The sequence below is a fragment of the Brevundimonas sp. AVps23W genome (assembly GCF_058681395.1).
The window spans coordinates 1,675,181-1,691,946 of sequence record NZ_CM178738.1; the positions used below are offsets into that span (position 1 = coordinate 1,675,181).

18 protein-coding genes and 1 tRNA gene are annotated in these 16,766 nt (G+C 66.7%); 11 read left to right on the top strand and 8 right to left on the bottom strand.

What is annotated here, in order from left to right; translation table 11 throughout:
* Positions 1-111 precede the first annotated feature (111 nt).
* From ACW177_RS08200 to ACW177_RS08210, 3 genes are all read right to left on the bottom strand, one after another.
* Positions 112-1,632 (bottom strand): PepSY-associated TM helix domain-containing protein, encoded by a 1,521-nt coding sequence (locus ACW177_RS08200; RefSeq protein WP_492025241.1) that lies wholly within the window; start codon positions 1,630-1,632, stop codon positions 112-114.
* A gap of 1 nt (position 1,633) precedes the next feature.
* A complete protein-coding gene (locus ACW177_RS08205) occupies positions 1,634-2,194 on the bottom strand; it encodes a hypothetical protein (RefSeq protein WP_492025242.1) in 561 nt (186 codons plus the stop codon).
* Positions 2,195-2,469: 275 nt separating this feature from the next.
* Positions 2,470-2,545: transfer RNA gene (locus ACW177_RS08210), tRNA-Lys, on the bottom strand.
* A 157-nt stretch (positions 2,546-2,702) separates the two neighbouring features.
* Between ACW177_RS08210 and ACW177_RS08215 the strand changes: the two genes are divergently transcribed.
* Genes ACW177_RS08215 through ACW177_RS08230 form a run of 4 tightly spaced genes read left to right on the top strand, consistent with a single transcriptional unit; the run spans position 2,703 to position 4,946 of the window.
* The gene (locus ACW177_RS08215; protein WP_492025243.1) at positions 2,703-4,124 is read left to right on the top strand and encodes an amino acid permease; all 1,422 of its coding nucleotides are present in this window, start codon (positions 2,703-2,705) and stop codon (positions 4,122-4,124) included.
* Complete coding sequence (locus ACW177_RS08220) at positions 4,124-4,477, top strand: Hpt domain-containing protein (RefSeq protein WP_492025244.1); 354 nt, start codon at positions 4,124-4,126, stop codon at positions 4,475-4,477. The genes ACW177_RS08215 and ACW177_RS08220 overlap by 1 nt, the downstream gene beginning before the upstream one ends.
* A gap of 32 nt (positions 4,478-4,509) precedes the next feature.
* Positions 4,510-4,692, top strand: coding sequence for an antitoxin (locus ACW177_RS08225; RefSeq protein WP_492025245.1), 183 nt, complete (start codon positions 4,510-4,512; stop codon positions 4,690-4,692).
* Complete coding sequence (locus ACW177_RS08230) at positions 4,680-4,946, top strand: type II toxin-antitoxin system RelE/ParE family toxin (protein WP_492025246.1); 267 nt, start codon at positions 4,680-4,682, stop codon at positions 4,944-4,946. Before ACW177_RS08225 ends, ACW177_RS08230 begins: the two co-directional genes overlap by 13 nt.
* Here ACW177_RS08230 and ACW177_RS08235 read toward each other — a convergent pair.
* A complete protein-coding gene (locus ACW177_RS08235) occupies positions 4,943-5,287 on the bottom strand; it encodes a chorismate mutase (protein ID WP_492025247.1) in 345 nt (114 codons plus the stop codon). The two genes, ACW177_RS08230 and ACW177_RS08235, sit on opposite strands and share 4 nt — an antisense overlap.
* A 150-nt stretch (positions 5,288-5,437) precedes the next feature.
* Entirely contained in the window at positions 5,438-6,265 is an 828-nt protein-coding gene (locus ACW177_RS08240; protein WP_492025248.1) for a ferredoxin--NADP reductase, read from the bottom strand.
* Between the two features lie 108 nt (positions 6,266-6,373).
* Between ACW177_RS08240 and ACW177_RS08245 the strand changes: the two genes are divergently transcribed.
* The 6 genes from ACW177_RS08245 to egtB all read left to right on the top strand — a co-directional run bounded on the left by ACW177_RS08245 (position 6,374) and on the right by egtB (position 14,807).
* On the top strand, positions 6,374-8,635 hold the full coding sequence (locus ACW177_RS08245) for a S9 family peptidase (RefSeq protein ID WP_492025249.1): 2,262 nt from the start codon (positions 6,374-6,376) through the stop codon (positions 8,633-8,635).
* A gap of 28 nt (positions 8,636-8,663) precedes the next feature.
* The gene (locus ACW177_RS08250; protein WP_492025250.1) at positions 8,664-10,307 is read left to right on the top strand and encodes an amidase; all 1,644 of its coding nucleotides are present in this window, start codon (positions 8,664-8,666) and stop codon (positions 10,305-10,307) included.
* A 46-nt stretch (positions 10,308-10,353) separates the two neighbouring features.
* Positions 10,354-10,632: a SemiSWEET family sugar transporter gene (locus ACW177_RS08255; RefSeq protein WP_492025251.1), complete on the top strand. Its 279-nt coding sequence runs from the start codon at positions 10,354-10,356 to the stop codon at positions 10,630-10,632.
* Between the two features lie 275 nt (positions 10,633-10,907).
* Positions 10,908-11,213 (top strand): SCP2 sterol-binding domain-containing protein, encoded by a 306-nt coding sequence (locus tag ACW177_RS08260; protein WP_348684333.1) that lies wholly within the window; start codon positions 10,908-10,910, stop codon positions 11,211-11,213.
* A gap of 102 nt (positions 11,214-11,315) precedes the next feature.
* Positions 11,316-12,527 (top strand): acyl-CoA dehydrogenase family protein, encoded by a 1,212-nt coding sequence (locus ACW177_RS08265; RefSeq protein WP_492025252.1) that lies wholly within the window; start codon positions 11,316-11,318, stop codon positions 12,525-12,527.
* Positions 12,528-12,644: 117 nt separating this feature from the next.
* The gene (gene egtB, locus ACW177_RS08270; RefSeq protein WP_492025253.1) at positions 12,645-14,807 is read left to right on the top strand and encodes an ergothioneine biosynthesis protein EgtB; all 2,163 of its coding nucleotides are present in this window, start codon (positions 12,645-12,647) and stop codon (positions 14,805-14,807) included.
* 127 nt (positions 14,808-14,934) lie between these two features.
* Here egtB and ACW177_RS08275 read toward each other — a convergent pair whose 3' ends face one another.
* On the bottom strand, positions 14,935-15,153 hold the full coding sequence (locus ACW177_RS08275; RefSeq protein ID WP_492025254.1) for a con-10 family general stress protein: 219 nt from the start codon (positions 15,151-15,153) through the stop codon (positions 14,935-14,937).
* A 116-nt stretch (positions 15,154-15,269) separates the two neighbouring features.
* Positions 15,270-15,434 carry a hypothetical protein gene (locus ACW177_RS08280; RefSeq protein ID WP_492025255.1) on the bottom strand — a complete coding sequence of 55 codons (165 nt, stop codon included), beginning with the start codon at positions 15,432-15,434 and terminating at the stop codon, positions 15,270-15,272.
* A gap of 120 nt (positions 15,435-15,554) precedes the next feature.
* On the opposite strand from ACW177_RS08280, the gene ACW177_RS08285 reads away from it, so the two are divergent.
* Entirely contained in the window at positions 15,555-15,848 is a 294-nt protein-coding gene (locus ACW177_RS08285) for a hypothetical protein (RefSeq protein ID WP_492025256.1), read from the top strand.
* Between the two features lie 158 nt (positions 15,849-16,006).
* Here the strand turns inward: ACW177_RS08285 and ACW177_RS08290 are convergent, their stop codons facing one another.
* Entirely contained in the window at positions 16,007-16,708 is a 702-nt protein-coding gene (locus tag ACW177_RS08290) for an MBL fold metallo-hydrolase (protein WP_492025257.1), read from the bottom strand.
* Positions 16,709-16,766: the final 58 nt, after the last annotated feature.

A 16,766-nucleotide genomic window follows, 5' to 3' on the forward strand; every position in this document is an offset into this window, starting at 1 on the left:
TGAAGAGAGCAGGAAGTTCGTAATTGAGACTGCATCGCATTATGAACTTCGCCAGGTCAAGGCGTCTTCCGAGGGCGCGGGGGAAAAGCGGCGACTGTGGCTTGAAGAGCGCTACTCGGCCGGGACAGTTTGGCGGGCCTTGGCCGCCGCCCGGCGCGGAAAGGCTGTCGTCGCCAGGAGCAGGCCGATCAGGGCCAGTGGAAGGCTGATCTGGAGGGCCGCCTGGGTCATGGACCCATGCACCAGCAGGTGGCTCGCCGGCATGGCCAGGACGGAAACGCCGAGCACGAACCGCATCCACCGCGACGTCTCGGCCGCCGGTGCGTCAGTCAAGCGCATGCTGGCCAGAGATCCGACGCCGAGAATGACCATCTGGCTCCAGAACAGGACGACGGGGTTGAGGCCGGTCGGCATGGCGGCCGCGAAGGTTAGGGCGATGGCCGCCGGCGCGCCGTAGACCAGCACGATCCAGAGCCGGTGAAGCGCGGGGCGCGGACGCCCCTTGCTCGCCGACTTCACTAGCCAGATGTCCATGCCGGCGGCGATCATCACCGTCAGCGCGAGGCCGAGGAGCGCATAGATGAACTTCACGGGCTGCCCGCCGAAATCGCCGAAATGCAAGCTGTAGACGCTGGCGGCCACCTGACGGCCGGCGGGACCGTCCGACATATTGTGGCTGCCGACCAGATTGCCGTCGGCGTCAAACCGCCAGGTTTCGCCATAGACCAGCCGATGGGGCGGCTTGGTGGTGATCTCGATCGATTCTTGCGGCGTGCCGACCATGTGAATGGCGATGAAACTGATCGGCTGCTCCGGCTGGGCCGTGCGGATCTGCTGAATCGCCTTCAGGATGGCGGGATCCCCCTGAAGGACCCGCCCTCCGGTCGCGGCCTCGATTTCGGACTGGGCGCCGAAGATCGGCTCATAGGGCTTCAGTACGTTGCCGTCGTAGGCGAAGGTTCCAAGCGCCAGAGCCATCAGTTGCGCCAGACCGATCATCGTCCCGGTCAGGGTGATCGCCAGGGCGAAGGGCAGGGTCCAGGTCCCCAGACGGTTATGAACATCGACCCGCGCCAGCTGGCCCTCCTTGCGCGGCCGAAGCGAGAAGGCGTCGCGGAACATCCGGGGATGCGCCAGGGCGCCGCCGATCAGCAGCGCCATCATGCCCACGCCGAACAGGCAGACGACGATCATGCCGAAGGTCTCCGGCAGATGCAGATAATAGTGAAGCTCGGTCAGGAAATGGGTCAGGTCATGACGGGCGTCGCCGGCATAGGCGCCTGCGGCGTCATAGGCCCGGGCCTCGTGGCCCCAGCCGCCGATCATGCGCGGCATGGCCTCCGTCGGCATGCCGATGAACAGATCGGTGTCCAGCGGACCCCGGAGCGTGTCGGCCAGCATGGCGCGGCGGCTGTCCGAAATCGCCAGGGCGGCGGCCTCGGGCGAGACGGCGCTGAACTCGGGCAGATTGGGGCGCTCCCAACGTTCGACCTCGACGTAATAGACGCCGATCCAGCCGGTAAGGCAGATCAGATACAGGATGCCGCCGAGGGCCAGGCCCAGGACCTTGTGGCCCTCCAGCAGGCGCCGGACGAAGCCTGGGGGCGACTTAGGCCAGATCGAGCGGGCCATCCTAAAGCGCCGCCGCGACGGGAACCGCGACCGCTGCGCCGAGCAACGTGATCAGGCCCAGTGCGCGCCAGGGCCGCACCGCGCTCAGGCCCCAGACCAGAAGGGCGGCGAAGGCGAGAAGGAAGCTGAACACGGCCAGGACGAATCGGGTGGATTCATGCACCGGCGTCACGACCCAGACCAGCAGGCCCAGGCTCATGCTCACGGCGGGGGCGGCCGCAACGACCGCGAGCGTACGCGCGGCGACGCCGGACCAGGAGGGCTTCCCGCCGGGTTCAGGGTTGGGAATGCGCCGTACACTGGGAAACCGCCCCAGAGCGGGTAAATCGACGCCTCGACCGACCAGGCCCAGAGCAGCGACCGTCATGGCCAGGACGGCGAACGCCGCGCCTACATCCGGCTCAAACGCAATCGCCCACAGGCCGATGGATGCAGCTGCGGCCGTCCAACCCACGGCCACCCAGCCAGAGTTCTGAAGATCGCCGCGCCATCTCAGGTACAGTAAGGTCACGGCGCCGACGCCGACGGCGAACCCGAATAGAGCGATGAGGATGGATGTCATCCCCGTGTCATAGCAAAGGCAATGCCTCAATCAAGGACGTTGAGACGCATTCGCACTAAGGGTGCGCGGTTTGTTGATCCGCCCTGCGGTTTCAGGCCCGATGTCGCTACTGGAGATCGTTAGAAGGCGCGGATATATGTTTTATCTATGGACGCTGTCTCGGGAGGGGCCCGCGCGGGAGGCTACCCACGGCCGCAAAATAGACCGTTTTTCTCTAGCAGAGAAACGGGGCGGGAGGGGTGCCGATCAAATTTTCAATGAAATCAAAAAGACGATGGTGGGTGATGTAGGGTTCGAACCTACGACCCGCTGATTAAGAGTCAGCTGCTCTACCAACTGAGCTAATCACCCGACCGGTCGTCTTGTCTGCGGCGGAGGCGACTGCCTTGCCGAAGGGCGCTCCTACTACCCAGCCGACGGGGGGTTGGCAAGCGCTTTCGCAAACTTTCTTTGACGGGCATGGTCGCGGTGGAATCGGTCGCGTGGGGCGGCGTGGGGAGTGAGCATCATGGCCTTCTGGAACCGGCGTCGTTCGATCGACGTCATGACGGCGCCGCACGACGGGCCGGCGTTGAAGAAGACCCTGGGCTGGCCGCATCTGATGCTGCTGGGCATCGGGGCCATCGTGGGTACGGGCATCTATACGCTGACGGGCGTAGGGGTGGAAAAGGCGGGACCGGGGATCATCGTGGCCTTCGCCATCGTGGGCGTGATCTGCGCCTGCGTCGCCCTGGCCTATGCCGAACTGGCGACCATGATGCCGGCCTCAGGCGGGGCCTATACCTATAGCTATGCGGCGCTCGGCGAGGCGATCGCTTGGATCATCGGCTGGAGTCTGATCCTGGAATATTCGCTGGTGGTCAGCGCCGTGGCCGTCGGCTGGTCCGAATATGCGGTCGGTTTCCTGCGAACGCTCGACATCATCATTCCCCAGGCCCTGGCGGCGGGGCCTCATGCGGACGGGATCATCAATGTCCCGGCTATCGCCATCATCCTGGCCGTGACCGGCCTTCTGCTGCTGGGCACAAAGGAAAGCGCAACGGTCAACGCCGTGCTGGTGGTGATCAAGTGCAGCGCCCTGCTGGTCTTCATCGCCGTGGTCGCGCCCGCGTTCGACCCGGCCAATTTCGAGCCGCTGATGCCCTACGGCTTCAACAAGAACGGCCCGGCGGGGGCGGAGGTCGGGGTCATGGCGGGGGCGGCCATCGTCTTCTTCGCCTTCTACGGCTTCGACGCCGTGGCGACCGCGGCGGAGGAAACGCGCAATCCGGCGCGCGACCTGACCATCGGCATCCTGGGCTCAATGATCATCTGCACCATATTGTACATGCTGGTGGCGGCCCTGGCGGTCGGTTCCATGCCGTTTGGCCAGTTCGCCGACAGTGGCGAGCCCCTGGCCCTGATCCTGCGCATCCTGAACCAGCCCCTGGCGGCCCAGATCGTGGCCGCGGCCGTCATCGTAGGCGTGCCGACGGTGATCCTGGCCTTTTTCTATGGCCAGACCCGCATCTTCTACGTCATGGCGCGCGACGGACTGCTGCCCCGCCGTCTGGGCCGGGTGTCGCAGCGCGGGGTGCCGGTGGTGGTCACCCTGTTCACGGCCGTGATCGTCAGCATCCTGGCCGGCCTTCTGCCGCTGGACGAGATCGCGGCCCTGGCCAATGCGGGGACGCTGGCGGCCTTCACCGCCGTCTGCGCGAGCCTGCTGGTCCTGAGGGTCCGCGACGCGGTGCGTACGCGGGTGTTTAAGGCCCCGCTGGCCTGGATCGTCGGTCCGCTCGGCATCGCGGGTTGCCTGTATCTACTCTTCAGCCTGCCCCAGAAGACCCAGGAATGGTTCCTGATCTGGAACGTCGCCGGCGTGGCCATCTATCTGCTGTGGTCGTCCAAGAACTCGCGCCTGGCCAAGGGCGAGGAAGAAGCCGCCTGATGGCGCGTCGTGACCTGACCGGCGCCGTCGACTTCAGCGTGCTGGAAGGCATGACCGGCGGCGACGCGGCGATTTCGGAAGAGGTGCTGGGCCTGTTCGTCGAACAGGCCGCCCTCTGGTCCGCCCTGCTGAACCCCAAGGTCGAGGGCTGGCGTGACGGGGTCCACACCATCCGGGGCGCGGCGGCGGGCATCGGGGCCGGCGAGCTGGCCGCGACCTGCGCCGAGGCGGAAGCCGCGGAACAGGCCCTGGCGGCGCCGGCGCTCGAGCGGGTCCGTGACGCGCTTGAGGCGGCTCTGGCCGACGTCGCCGCCTATCGGCACGAGCTGATGTTGCGGGGGTTGCGAGGTTAGACCGGTGAGCGGTTTGGTGTTAGCTTGACCCCATGGCCCAGCCGGAACAATCCATCTTCGATCACCGAGACGAAGCGGATGACGCCGCGCGTCTGGCTGAGGCTGAGGCTGATATTGCGGCCGGTCGGCTGATTCCAAACGCGGAAATCATGGATTGGGTCCGGACCTGGGGCACGCCCGAGGAAGGCCCTCCGCCTAAGTCTTGGCTGAAGTAATCTGGACGCGCCGTGCGGCGCTCGATGTGATCGCGATCCGCAACTATGTCGCGGAGTTCAATCCCAGTGCGGCCCGTCGCCTGTCCAACCGCCTGATCTCAGCTGCCGAATCCCTAGAGCAATTCTCAAATCGCGGGCGTCTAGCCGAAGGCGGCTATCGGGAACTGACGCTGATCCCGCCCTACATCATCCGATACCGGGTGGTTGGTGATCGGGTGATTGTCGTAGAAATTCGCCACTCGGCTCTGGGCTAGCTTCGAGTCCGGTCGTAGGTCGCGAACTCGTGGGCGATGCACCGGTCGATCAGCAGGCGCCAGACCGGCTCGGCGATCTCGGGCGCCAGGTGATGCGCTTCTGCGGCGGTCAGGACCTTGGCCACCACGTCGTCGATGCGGGCCTGGTCGAAGACGGCGTCGCGGTCGGGCTTGATGCGGGCGGCCGCCTCCATATAGCGCTGACGTTCGGCCAGCAGGGCGACCAGGGCGCGGTCCAGGGCGTCGACGCCCTGGCGGACCTCGGCCATCGACTGGCATTCGGCGGGATCGACGCGGGCGTCGACGGCGACGGGAACAGCGACGGGGGCAGGCTGGTGCATCAAAACTTTCCGCTCATCCCGGCGAAAGCCGGGACCCAGTGCTTTCGCCACACTGGTGTCTGGGATCAAGGGCGCGGATCGTCGCGAGAGACGGATCGCCCAAAGAACTAGGTCCCGGCTTTCGCCGGGATGAGCGGATTATTCAAGTCGTCAGCCGACGAAGGCGCGTTCCAGCACATAGTCGGCGGGCTCGGCGTTGGAGCCTTCCTTCAGCCCATAGGTCTCCAGCAGTTCGCCGGCTTCCTTGATCATGGCCATGGAGCCGCACAGCATGGCGCGGTCGCGGGAGGGGGCGAAGCCCTCGGGCAGGCCCAGGTCGCGGAAGAAATCGCCCGACTTGATCCGGTCGGTGATCCGGCCGGGGGTCTCGAACGCCTCGCGCGTGACCGTCGGATAATAGGTCAGCTGCGCCTTGGCCTCGTCCCCGATCAGCGGATCGTCGTGGATCTCGCGGGTGAAGAAGTCGCGGTAAGCCAGGTCGGCGACGCCGCGCACCGTGTGGATCACATAGACATGGCCGAAGCGGGAATAGGTCTCGGGATCGCGCGCCACGCTCAGCCAGGGGGCCAGGCCCGTGCCCGTGCCGATCAGGAACAGCCGCTCGCCGCCGGTCAGGGCGTCCAGCACCAGGGTGCCGGTCGGCTTCTTGCCCATCAGCACCGTGTCGCCGGCCACGATCTTTTGCAGCCGCGAGGTCAGGGGGCCGTCGGCGACCTTGATCGAGAAAAACTCCAGTTCCTCGGCCCAGCAGGGGCTGGCGATGGAATAGGCGCGCAACACCGGCTTGCCGCCATCTTCGCCCGGCAGGCCGATCATCACGAATTCGCCCGAGCGGAAGCGGAAATCCTCGGGCCGTTTCACCACGAAACTGAACAGGCTGTCGGTCCAGTGGCGGACCCACAGAACCTCCAGTTCGTTGAACGGGCTGGCTTTCACAGGAGCGGGCACAGGAGCGGGGGAGAGGGCTGCGTCTGTCATCGTGCGTCTCTCTAATCTGAGACCCGCTCGCAGGGAAGAAAAAGCCATCGTCCGACCGGCGACTTTTCCTCGTGACGGCTTGCAGAAGGGCCGCTAGCGTCACCGACCATGCGCACAGTTCTCCTTGCTTCGACCATCCTCCTCTCGGCCGGTTCGGCGTTCGCCCAAACCACCCCTCAGGAGTCGCCCTCCAACATCCTGACGCCCGAGCGCGTCTTCTCCAGCCCCAGCCTGAACGGCCCGGTGGCCAAGGGGGTCAGCCTGTCGCCGGACGGCCAACTGGTCGCCTTTCTGCGCTCGCGCGAAGACAATGTGGACGTTCAGGACCTGTGGGCCGCCCCGACCGGCGAGGGCGAGGCCTATAAGCTGATCGACGCCCGCGCCCTGGTGCCTGACGCCGGCGAACTGTCCGAGGCCGAGAAGGCCCGGCGCGAGCGGATGCGCATCAGCGCCCGGGGCGTGGTGGACTATTCCTGGGACAAGCAGGGCCGCTACATCCTGGCGCCGCTGGAAGGCGACATCTTCCTGGCCAGCCGCGCCGACGGCAAGGTGCGCCGCCTGACCGAGACCGCCGCCGACGAGATCGACGCCAAGGTCTCGCCCAAGGGCAATTACGTCTCCTGGGTCCGCGACCAGAACCTGGTGATCTATGATCTGGCCACGGGCAAGGAGATGCCGATCACCGAGGACGGCGCCGGCCTGATCACCTGGGCCACGGCCGAGTTCATCGCCCAGGAAGAGATGGACCGCGACACCGGCTATTGGTGGAGCCCGGACGAACGCTACATCGCCCTGACCCGCGTGGACGAAAGCCCGGTGGACATCGTTCCCCGCTTCGAGATCACCGGCGCCGGCGCCACCATGGTCGAGCAGCGCTATCCCCGCGCCGGCCGCCCCAACGCCCTGGTCGAGCTCTATGTTCGCGACCTGCAAAGCGGCGCACGGGTCAAGGTGGACCTGGGGTCGAACACCGACATCTATCTGGCGCGGGTGGACTGGTCCGACGACGGCAAGATCCTGTACGTCCAGCGCCAGTCGCGTGATCAGAAGACGCTGGACCTGCTCAGCGTCGATCCGGCCACCGGCGCCTCGCGCGTGATCCTCAGCCAGAAGGCCCAGGCCTGGGTCGATCTGAACAGTGACTTCCACGTGCTGGCCGACGGTCGGTTCATCTGGTCGAACGAGGACAGCGGCTGGCGCCACCTGTATCTGTACGACCGTAACGGGCGCCAACTGCGGGCCATCACGCGCGGCGACTATCCGGTCAAACATCTGGACGGCGTCAACGAAAAGACCGGCGAGGTCTATTTCACCGCCTCGATGCGCGACGGCAAGGAACTGCCGATCGAACAGCAGATGTTCCGCGCCAGCCTGAACCGCACCGTCGATCCGGTGGCGGTGACGTCGGGCGGCGGCTGGTGGAACGTCTCGGTCAATGGGCCGGCGACGGCCTATGTCGGCAACTATTCCGACCCCAAGACCCCGCCCCAATCGGCCCTGTACCGGATCGACGGCACGCGCGTGCGCTGGATCGAGGAAAACAAGCTCGACGCCGACCACGCCTTCGCCCCCTATGTCTCGCGTCTGCGGACGCCCGAGTTCGGCACGATCCAGAGCCATGGCGAAACCCTGGTCTGGCGCATGACCACGCCGCCCGACTTCGATCCGTCGAAGAAATACCCGGTGGTGATGCAGGTCTATGGCGGCCCCGGCACCGGTGCGGGCGTGCAGAAGAGCTGGCAGCCTCTGACCAACCAACTGCTGACCGAGGCCGGCTATATCGTCTTCCGCGTCGACAACCGCGGCGAGGGCGACCGGTCCCAGGCCTTCGAGACCAGCATCTATCGCCGGCTCGGCATTCCTGCGGTCGAGGATCAGACCTTGGCCGCCAAATGGCTAAAAACACTGCCCTATGTCGATCCAGACCATATCGCGGTCATGGGGTGGAGCTTCGGCGGCTTCCTCAGCCTGCTGACCCTGACCGATCCGGAGGCGGGACTGGCCTCGGCGCTCGCCGGCGCCGCGCCGACGGAATGGAGCCTCTACGACACCCATTACACCGAACGCTACATGTCCACGCCCCAGGACAATCCGGACGGCTACGCCGCCACCGACGTCCTGCCGCGCCTGGATGATCTGACCGGTCGTCTGCTGATCCTGCACGGCATGGCCGACGACAATGTCATCTTCGGCAACGCCACCCGCGTCATCGACGCCCTTCAGGCCAAGAGCACGCCCTTCGAGATGATGCTCTATCCCGGCCAGAGACACGGCGTCCGCGGCGAACCGAGGCAGCTTCAGCAATGGCGCACCTATCTCGACTTCCTCGACCGCACGATCGGCAAGCGGGCGGAAACGACGGATGACTGACGGCTGAAACCGAACGCGAGGGGCGAACATGTCGAAGACCAAGCTTATGGCCGGCGTGTTCGCCGTCGTCCTGGCGAGCGCTGCACCGCCGTTCGCCTCGGCGCGCACGCCGCCTCCACCGCCTCCGCCGCCGGACGCTGACATCGCCTGGGTTCATGGCGAACGAACGCCCTACGGCTCGTGGGAAGAGATGGCGCGGTTCTTCCTCAGCCAGATACGCAGCTATGACGTCGAAGGCCGGTTCGGCACCCCCGGTCCCGCGATCAACAGCCTGATCTCGATAAACCCTTCGGCGCTTGAGGACGCTCGCGCCTCCGACGCCCGCCGCCTCGCCGGACAGACCCTGCCGCTGGACGGCGTGCCCCTGGTCATCAAGGACAATGTCGAGGCGCGCGGCATGCCTACCACGGCGGGGTCGCTGGCCCTGACCGCAAACCAGCCGGACCGCGACGCTCCGATCACGGCCCGTCTGCGCCAGGCGGGCGCGGTGCTGATCGGCAAGAGCAATCTGTCCGAATGGGCCAATATCCGCTCGTCCGGGTCGATCAGCGGCTGGAGCGCCGTGGGCGGGCTGACGCGCAATCCCCATGCCCGCGACCGCAATACCTGCGGCTCGTCCTCGGGATCAGGCGCCGCAGTGGCGGCGGGTTTCGCCATTGTGGCCATTGGGACCGAGACGGACGGGTCGATCACCTGTCCGGCGGCGATGAACGGTCTGGTCGGGTTCAAGCCCACCGTCGGGCTTGTGTCGCGGACGGGCATCGTGCCGATCAGCCACAGCCAGGACACGGCCGGGCCGATGACCCGGACTGTCCGGGACGCCGCCATTGTGCTGACCGTCATCGCCGGGACTGATCCCGCTGATCCCGCGACGGTCGAGGCCGACGCGCGCAAGACCGACTATGCGGCGGCGCTGGACGGCGCCAGCCTGAGTGGCGTTCGTATCGGTGTCGCCCGGTTCCTGACCGGATATTCCACCGGCACGGACGCCGTTTTCGAGGCCAATCTTGAGCGGATGCGCCAGGCCGGCGCCGTTCTGGTCGAGATCAAGGACGGGCCGGATATGGACGTCATCGGCAGCGCGGAATTCACCGTCCTGCTGACCGAGCTGAAGGTCGATCTGAACGCCTATCTCGCCACCACCGATCCGACCCAGGTCAAGACCCGCACCCTGGCCGACGTCATCGCCTTCAATCGCGCCACGCCGCGCGAACTGGCCCTGTTCGGCCAGGACCTGTTCGAGAAGGCCGAGGCGACGGGCGGGCTCGCCGACCCTGCCTATGTCACGGCGCGCCAGACCTCGCTTCGTCTCGCCGGCCCTGAGGGCATCGATCGGCTGCTGAAGGACAATGACGTTGCGGTCCTGATCGCGCCCACGACCGGCCCGGCCTGGACCACCGATATCGTCAACGGCGACAACTATCTGGGCTCGGCCTCGACCCTGCCGGCCGTTGCGGGCTATCCGCACCTGACTGTGCCGATGGGCCAGGTGGGCGGCTTGCCCGTCGGGATTAGCTTCATCGGCGGCCAATGGCAGGACGCCAGGGTGCTGGCGCTGGGCTACGCCTATGAACAGCTGGGACCGCAACGGGTGGCGCCGGGCTTTGCGGCCTCTCTCAACACCGTCCGCGCCGTCGCGCCTCTCCTGGCGCCGGCAGTTCAGGAACCTTGATCCGCCGTCCGCTGTTGGGTCTTCATGAACAGCGGACGAGCCTGAGATGAGCGACCTGATCGCCAATATCGTCGGCTCGGCCGCTGCGGTCTGTTCGGTGACCAGTTTCGCGCCCCAGGCGATCAAGATCTGGAAGGAGCGCGACGCCTCCTCGGTCAGTCTGAAGACCTATTCCCTGACGGTGACCTGTTTCGCCCTGTGGGTCGTCTATGGCGTCATGACCCAGGCCTGGCCGGTGACCGTCGCCAACTCATGCGCACTGGTCATGGCCTCGGGCGTGCTGGCGATGAAATGGCGTTTTCGCGACGGCGATCCCGAGGCCTGACGGTCAGATCCTGCAGGTTTGATCCGGATCAAGGCGGGGCGGGCGGGGCCGCGCCAGGGTGGGGTAAAGGAGATATCCTCATGCCCCAGGACGCCATTCCCTTCGTCGCCGCCATCGTCGCGGCCTTCGTCTTCTTCATGGGCGCGCTGGGCCTGGCCAGCCTCTATTCGCGCTCGTCCGAGGATAAGTGACGACAGCTTTACCCGACGTGATCTTGGCGCCCCGCGCGATGCGGGTTACGGCATGGGTCTCAACGTCCAAGGGAGACGCCCCCAATGCCTGATCTCGCACAAGTCACCGACCACATCCGCAACGCCGTCGGCGACAACTCCGGTCTGGGCAAGACCGTGAAGCTCGACCTCGGCGACGAGGGCAAGATCTTCATCGACGGCGCCTCGGTGCCGAACACCGTCACCAACGAAGACAAGCCCGCCGACGCCACCGTCTCGATGAAGTGGGACGACTTCATGGCCCTGTCGGAAGGCAAGCTGGACCCGATGATGGCCTTCATGCAGGGCAAGCTGAAGATCGCCGGCGACATGATGATCGCCCAGAAGCTGGCCCCGCTGCTGAAGCGCTGATGCCAGGCTGAGCAACAGTTGATTGCGGCGCGGCTCCCCTCGGGGCCGCGCCGTTTTCGTATCAGCGCCCGTCAGAGGCGCGAACGAGAAAAAGGAAACGACATGGACTTCAGACATTCCGACCGCGCCCTGGACTGGCACGCCCGCGTGCGCCGTTTCCTCGACGAACAGGTGATCCCGCGCGAGGCCGAATATTTCGCCCAGGTGCGCGAGAACCCGGACCGCCAGCCCCCGGTCATGGAGGCCATGAAGGCCGCCGCGCGCGAGGCGGGCCTGTGGAACATGTTCCTGCCCGGAGACCACGGCGCCGGCCTGACCAACCTCGACTACGCCCCCCTGGCCGAGATGATGGGGGCCCATCTGTGGTCGTCCGAGGTGTTCAACTGCAACGCCCCCGACACCGGCAATATGGAAGTCCTGCACATGTACGGGGACGCGGCCCAGCAGGACCGCTGGCTCAAGCCGCTGATGGCCGGCGAAATCCGCTCGGCCTTCCTGATGACCGAGCCCGAGGTCGCCTCGTCCGACGCCACCAATATCCAGACCCGGATCGAGCGCGACGGCGACCACTATGTCGTCAACGGTCGCAAATGGTGGTCGACCAATATGGCCCACCCGAACGTCGCGGTGAGCATCGTCATGGGCAAGACCGACCCCGACGCCGCCACCCACGCCCAACAGTCCCAGATCATCGTCCCCGTGGACACGCCCGGCTTCCGCGTCGAGCGGATGCTGTCGGTCTTCGGCTATGACGAGCGCCCCATCGGCCATGCCGAGGTGGTGCTGGAAAACGTCCGCGTCCCCGTCGAAAACCTGATCGCCGGCGAGGGCAGGGGGTTCGAGATCGCGCAGGGGCGCCTCGGCCCCGGCCGGATCCACCACTGTATGCGCGTGATCGGCGCGGCCGAGCGGGCGCTGGAGCTGATGGTGACGCGGCTGCTGAACCGCACCGCTTTCAGGAAACAGCTGGCCGAGCATTCGGTCTGGGAGCAGCGGGTCGCCGACGCCCGCATCAATATCGAGATGTGCCGCCTCCTGGTGCTGAAGGCCGCCTGGATGATGGACGAGGCGGGGGCCAAGAACGCCCGCTCCGAGATCGCCCAGATCAAGGTCGCGGCCCCCCGCATGGCGCTTCAGGTCATCGACGACGCCATCCAGGCCTTCGGCGGCGCCGGCGTCTCGGGCGACACGCCGCTGGCGGAACTCTACGCCACGGTGCGCACCCTGCGGATCGCCGACGGCCCGGACGAGGTTCACAACCGCGCCATCGCCCGGCTGGAATACGCCAAACACGGCGGCAAGCCGGTGCGTTGAAATCACGCCGACGCTTCCTACGTCAGGGGAACTCCAGCTGAGGCGTGACGTTCGTTCTGCTTGGACGACGCGACGCCCGGCGGGGCGGCGAGGCTGACGCGGGACGGAACGGCTGACATGAATGCTCGCTTCGAACCCGGTACGCGGGCGGCGTCCGACGTGGCCCGTTTCAGGGAGACCCGGGCCGCCATGCCCGCCCTGGCGCAGGGTCTCTCGCCCGAGGATCTGTCGGCCCAGTCCATGCCGGATTGCAGTCCCGGCAAATGGCACCTGGCCCACACCAGCTGGTTCTTCGAGGCCATGATCCTGTCGGCCGATCCGGACTATCAGTCGGTCGATCCGCGCTTCCAGCAACTGTTCAACTCCTACTATGAGGCCCTGGGCGAACGGGTGCCCCGGCCCCAGCGGGGCCTGATCACCCGTCCCTCCGTCGATGAGGTCCTGGCCTATCGGCGCGAGATCGACCGCCGCATGGCCGCCTGGCTGGCCTCGGGGCCGTCCAGCGGTCAGCAACTCTATCTGTTCGAACTGGGCCTGCACCACGACCAGCAGCATCAGGAGCTGTTCCTGATGGACCTGCTGAACCTGATGTCCTGCTCGCCGCTGGACCCGGCCGGCTATGCGGTCGAGCCGCGACAGGCTCCGCTTGAGGCCCCGCGCGGCGGCGCTGTCGCCTTTGACGGCGGCCTAGTCTCGATCGGCCACGTCGGCGCCGGTTTCGCCTTCGACAATGAGGGTCCGGCGCACCGGGTCTGGCTGGAGCCCTTCGCCCTGGTGGCAGACCTCGTGACCAACGGCGACTGGCTGGGCTTCATCGCCGACGGCGGCTACGCCCGGCCCGAGCTGTGGCTGTCCGACGGTTGGGCCACGGTCAAGGCCGAGGCCTGGACCGCGCCCCTCTATTGGCGCCGCGACGGCGACGACTGGACGGTCCTTAGCCTGACCGGCCGCACGCCCGTCGATCTCACCGCCCCCGTGCGACACATCAGCTTCTACGAGGCCGACGCCTACGCCCGCTGGGCCGGCAAACGCCTGCCGTTCGAGGCCGAGTGGGAGCACGCCGCGACCACGGCCCCCGACGCCTTCTCCAACCTGTCGGGCGAGGTCTGGCAGTGGACGTCCAGCGCCTACGCCCCATACCCCGGCTTCCAGCCGACGCCGGGCACGGCGGCCGAGTACAACGGCAAGTTCATGGCCAATCAGATGGTCCTGCGCGGCGGCGCCTTCGCCACGCCCCCCGGCCACGACCGCATCACCTATCGCAACTTCTTCTACCCCCAACAGAGGTGGGCCTTCATGGGTCTGAGACTAGCCGAAGACGCCCCGCACGAGCGCAGGGGTTCCCCCGAGGTCGACGTCCAGACCGCCGCCTTCCGGCGGGACCTGGTCGAGGGCCTGTCGCGCGACCAGAAGGCCGTACCGCCCAAATGGTTCTACGACGCCGAGGGCTCGCGCCTGTTCGAGGACATCACCGCCCTGCCGGAATATTATCCGACCCGGCAAGAGACGGCCCTGCTGCGCGACCGCGCCTCCGCCCTGACCGCCGACTTCGGCCCCGACGCCGTCCTGATCGAGTTCGGATCGGGCGCCAGCGAAAAGACCCGTCTCCTGCTGGAGGCCGCGCCCGACCTCGGCGCCTATGTGCCGCTGGACATCAGCGAGTCGGCCCTGCTGGATGCGGCCACCCGCATTCGCGCCGACTATCCCGCCCTGCGGGTCCAGCCGTTGCTGGGCGATTTCGAACATCTGGCGCCCTTGCCGGACGATTTGCCGCACGGCCGGCGCATCGGTTTCTTCCCCGGCTCGACCATCGGCAATCTGCAGCCCGAAGAAGCGGTGCGGTTCCTCGCCTCGGCGCGTCGGATGCTGGGGGAGGGGGCGCTGTTCATTCTGGGCGTGGATCTGGTCAAGGATCCCGCCACCCTGGTCGCCGCCTATGACGACAGCCAGGGCGTCACCGCCGCCTTCAACCTGAACCTCCTGGTCCGCGCCAACGCCGAGCTGGACGCCGACTTCGACCTGGACGCCTTCGCCCACCGCGCCGTCTGGAACCCGGATCAGTCGCGCATGGAGATGCACCTCCAGGCCACACGCCAAACCGCCGCCCGCGTCGGCGATAGCGCCTTCACCTTCATGGCCGGAGAGACCATCCACACCGAAAGCTCGCGCAAGTTCACGCGGGATTCGGTCGCCGCCCTGGCCAAGGAGTCCGGCTGGTCGCTAGTCGGTTTCGAAGTCTCTCCCGAACCCAGCGTGGCCCTTGCCGTGCTGCGGGAGTAAGCCCTGCCCGCAGATACCCCACCCGTCACCCTCGGGACAAGCCCGAGGGTGACGGGATTAAACGGCGGGACACAAAAAAGGCGGCGCATCATCGACGCGCCGCCCTGAAATTTCGCTGAAGCGGAGATCACTCCCCCTCGGACGTCGCGTCCTTCTTCGGCCCGTGCGAGGCCTCGCCGCCCTTGCGTCCGGCCTGAGCCGCCAGGCTGCGGTCTTGTGAGAAGCTTCGTTTTTCGCTGGGGACGCTGGCGCCCCCCTTTCGCGCGATCTCGCGTTGACGTTCGGGATCCATGGAGGCGAAGCCCCGCTTGGAAACGCCGGAGGGTCGCGTGGGCTGGCTGTCCATCGGTGTTCCTTTCATTGCTGCCGTTGCGCTTGCCGAAAGAACCCTGTGACTCGGTGACGGTTCCGTGCGGAACTCCGTTTTACTGTCCCGCCTCGGAACGACTTTGTGGTTTGACTTCAAGCGGCTCCATAGGGCCGGGAATCACCTTCGCCGCCGCCGCCCGGTTCCATTGGCGGCATTTCGTCCGGCGTGTCGGACGGATCGATTTCGGGCTGGGGCGTCGGCTCGGGCTGGATCTCGGGTTGCGGCGTTCCGGGGGGCGTGGGTTCGACATAGGTCATGGTGTTCTCCTCTGGCTTGAGAACGCTGTGCGACCCGCAATGTTCACTGTCCGACCTTGATGGGCCGGGGGAACTGGATCGGGGCGCGCCGGTTCAGTGTCCGAACCCCCGGAGATCCTCATGACCCAGACTCCTATCGCCCCCGCATCCCCCGACGACATCGTCCTGGAAGACGACACCCTGACCCAGCGTCTGGACCGTCAGGCCGACGCCATCCTGGCCGAAGGCGAAGCCCGCAGCTTCGAAGACACCACCTCGATCCGCCAAGCCCTGCGCGAAGACGCTGAGCTGATCCGCAGCAAGGTGATCGGCCGCGTCGAAACCGCCCGCGACGGCATCCGCGACGAACCGGTGAAGACCACCCTCTACGCCCTGGGCGTCGGCGTGATCATCGGCATGATGATGCGCCGCTAAATACCCTCTCCCGCCGGGAGAGGGCTTGAGCGCCTGAGAGCGTAGCGATCAGTCTTGCGCGAAAGGGTGAGGGGTAAGGTGGTGCGAGCTGGCCCACCGCCGGACCCCTCATCCGGCCCTTCGGGCCACCTTCTCCCGCAAGGGGAGAAGGAAGGAATCTAAGCCGGACCCACCGGCTCCCGCTGTATCGGCGCCCTTTGCAGCGCCGCGTCAGACACGAACGGATTGGTCCGCCGCTCCTCGCCGAAGGTCGAGATCGGCCCGTGCCCCGGCACGAAGGTCACGTCGTCGCCCAGCGGCCACAGTTTCTCGACCACGGCGCGGATCAGGGCGGGCGGATCGCTCATCGGAAAGTCAGTGCGGCCGACTGATCCCTTGAACAGCACATCCCCCACCTGGGCGAATCGCGCTGCGCGGTTGAAGAAGATCACATGGCCTGGCGTATGGCCGGGGCAGTGGCGCACCTCCCAGGTCGTCTCGCCCAGGCTGACCGTATCCCCGTCCTCCAGCCAGCGGTCGGGCGTGAAGGGGCGGGCGTCGGGCAGGCCGTATATTCGGCCGCTTTCCACGATCCGGTCGATCCAGAACTGATCGGCCTTCTGCGGCCCGGTGATCTGGACCCCGGTCTTCTCCTGCATCTCGGCCGCGCCGCCGGCGTGGTCGAGGTGCCCGTGGGTGATCCAGATCTGGTCCAGGGTCAGGCCGCGTCGCGCCACCTCGCCCAGTACCGCATCCACCGACCCGCCCGGATCGATCACCGCCGCCTTGTTGGTCGCGGTGCACCAGACGGTGGTGCAGTTCTGCTGAAGCGGGGTGACGGGCGTGACGAAGACGCCGATGGGGGAGGCGGGCTGGCTCATCCGTCCTACATAATCGCCCCTGCGGCGCGAAACCACCGCCTGACGCCACGCTCGCGTT

Coding starts and splice junctions, on each gene's coding strand:
- egtB (WP_492025253.1), top strand. CDS start 12,645: ATGAATGCTCGCTTCGAACCCGGTACGCGGGCGGCGTCCGACGTGGCC.
- ACW177_RS08250 (WP_492025250.1), top strand. CDS start 8,664: ATGTCGAAGACCAAGCTTATGGCCGGCGTGTTCGCCGTCGTCCTGGCG.
- ACW177_RS08225 (WP_492025245.1), top strand. CDS start 4,510: ATGGCCCAGCCGGAACAATCCATCTTCGATCACCGAGACGAAGCGGAT.
- ACW177_RS08220 (WP_492025244.1), top strand. CDS start 4,124: ATGGCGCGTCGTGACCTGACCGGCGCCGTCGACTTCAGCGTGCTGGAA.
- ACW177_RS08200 (WP_492025241.1), bottom strand. CDS start 1,632: ATGGCCCGCTCGATCTGGCCTAAGTCGCCCCCAGGCTTCGTCCGGCGC.
- ACW177_RS08235 (WP_492025247.1), bottom strand. CDS start 5,287: ATGCACCAGCCTGCCCCCGTCGCTGTTCCCGTCGCCGTCGACGCCCGC.
- ACW177_RS08260 (WP_348684333.1), top strand. CDS start 10,908: ATGCCTGATCTCGCACAAGTCACCGACCACATCCGCAACGCCGTCGGC.
- ACW177_RS08240 (WP_492025248.1), bottom strand. CDS start 6,265: ATGACAGACGCAGCCCTCTCCCCCGCTCCTGTGCCCGCTCCTGTGAAA.
- ACW177_RS08245 (WP_492025249.1), top strand. CDS start 6,374: ATGCGCACAGTTCTCCTTGCTTCGACCATCCTCCTCTCGGCCGGTTCG.
- ACW177_RS08275 (WP_492025254.1), bottom strand. CDS start 15,153: ATGGACAGCCAGCCCACGCGACCCTCCGGCGTTTCCAAGCGGGGCTTC.
- ACW177_RS08215 (WP_492025243.1), top strand. CDS start 2,703: ATGGCCTTCTGGAACCGGCGTCGTTCGATCGACGTCATGACGGCGCCG.
- ACW177_RS08265 (WP_492025252.1), top strand. CDS start 11,316: ATGGACTTCAGACATTCCGACCGCGCCCTGGACTGGCACGCCCGCGTG.
- ACW177_RS08205 (WP_492025242.1), bottom strand. CDS start 2,194: ATGACATCCATCCTCATCGCTCTATTCGGGTTCGCCGTCGGCGTCGGC.
- ACW177_RS08255 (WP_492025251.1), top strand. CDS start 10,354: ATGAGCGACCTGATCGCCAATATCGTCGGCTCGGCCGCTGCGGTCTGT.
- ACW177_RS08285 (WP_492025256.1), top strand. CDS start 15,555: ATGACCCAGACTCCTATCGCCCCCGCATCCCCCGACGACATCGTCCTG.
- ACW177_RS08290 (WP_492025257.1), bottom strand. CDS start 16,708: ATGAGCCAGCCCGCCTCCCCCATCGGCGTCTTCGTCACGCCCGTCACC.
- ACW177_RS08280 (WP_492025255.1), bottom strand. CDS start 15,434: ATGACCTATGTCGAACCCACGCCCCCCGGAACGCCGCAACCCGAGATC.